General features: G+C 65.3%; 1 protein-coding gene. It reads left to right on the top strand.

The window, feature by feature from the left end; translation table 11 throughout:
• Nucleotides 1-26: 26 nt before the first annotated feature.
• On the top strand, nucleotides 27-1,728 hold a 1,702-nt coding region (locus F3J18_RS37190), incomplete at its 3' end, for a condensation domain-containing protein (RefSeq protein WP_345891797.1).

Here is a 1,728-nt window from a genome sequence, read left to right on the forward strand (position 1 = left end):
AATACCTGGGCCGTATCGATACACAGGTGAAGATTCGCGGCTTCCGGATGGAGTTGGGAGAGATCGAGGCGGCGCTGGCAGCCTTGCCGGGCGTTCGCGAATCGCTGGTGATGGCGCGCGAGGACGAGCCGGGCGAGAAGCGCCTGGTGGCCTATCTGGTGTTCGCCGCCGAGCATCCCGCCCAGGACGCCGCGCAACTGCGCACGGCGCTGTCGCGCAGCCTGCCGGACTTCATGCTGCCGGCCGCCTACGTCTCGCTCGACCACTTCCCGCTGACGCCAAACGGCAAGATCGACCGCAAGGCGCTGCCGCATCCCTCGCAAGCTGCCGGTGCATTGCAACTGGCGAGCGCATCGCAGTATGTCGCGCCGCGGACCTCGATCGAGGAGCGGCTGGCCGCCATCTGGGCGCAGGTACTGCATCTCGAGCAGATCGGTGTTCACGACAATTTCTTCACCGTGGGCGGCGATTCGATCCGCGCCGTGTCCTTGCTGTCGCGTGCGAAGGCGCAAGGGCTCGAATTCGCGCTGGTGGATCTGTTCACCCATCAGACCATCGCGAACCTGGCCCAGGCGCTGACGCTGTCCGATATCAGCGTGCTGCCGCAGACGTTCGACCTGAGTCTGAGCGAACACGACTCGGCGCGCCTGCCGGCTGACGTGGAAGACGCCTATCCGTTGACGGCCCTGCAACTGGGCATGGTTTATCACAACGAGCAAGCCAGCGAGGATGCGTCGCTGTATCACGACGTGTTCAGCTATCGCTTCGGCGTGCCGGCTTGGGATGAAGCCACGCTGCGTCGCGTACTCGATGCGATGACGCGCCGGCACCCTGTGCTGCGCACCGCGTTCGATCTCGAACATTTCGAGGAGCCGCTCCAACTGGTGCGTGCCGAGGCGCAAGTCCCGCTGACGGTGATCGACATCTCGATGCACGACGAAGCGCGGCAGGAGCAACTGCTGGCGGACTTCATGGAAGCTGAGCGCCGGGCAGCGGTTTCGCTCGACAAAGCACCGCTGCTGCGCGTGTTCATCCACGTCCGCGACGAGCAGGAGATCCAGTACACGCTGAGCTTCCATCACGCGATCCTCGACGGCTGGAGCGTCGCATCGTTGAACACGGAGCTGTTCCAGTCCTATCTCGCCGTGCTGGGCGGCGATGAAACGAGCCTGACAGCACCGCCGCTGGCGCGCACGCCGCGCTCGGCGGTGGAAGCCGAACGCGGAGCACTGGCCTCGGAAGCCCATCGCGGCTTCTGGCGCGAGTTCCTCGACGGCCATACTTTCAGCGCCTTGCCACCGGCCGAGACGCAAGCCGAAACGACCACCTCGCAACACGTGCTGGGTGTCGAAATCGACGCCGGAATCCGCGCCCGGCTCGCGGCAACCGCGAACGCCCTGGGCGTGCCGATGCGCAGCGTGTTGCTGGCGGTGCATCTGCGCGTGCTCTCGATGCTGGCGGGCAAGCCCGACGTGACCACGGGCCTGGTGTCGAACGTGCGCCAGGAGCAGGCCGACGGCGAGAAGGTACTCGGCCTGTTCCTCAACACGCTGCCGCTGCGCCAGACGCTGGCGCCGATGAGCTGGGCCGAGCTGATCCGCCAGACCTTCGGCACCGAGCTGAAGGTGATCCGCCATCGTCATTACCCGTATTTCCAGCTGCAACTCGAGAACGACCGGCAGGCGCTCTACGAAGTGGCGTTCAACTACGTGAACTTCCACGTCTACG

It is taken from the genome of Burkholderia sp. Ax-1720 (assembly GCF_011753035.1).
GTDB classification, from domain to species: domain Bacteria; phylum Pseudomonadota; class Gammaproteobacteria; order Burkholderiales; family Burkholderiaceae; genus Burkholderia; species Burkholderia gladioli.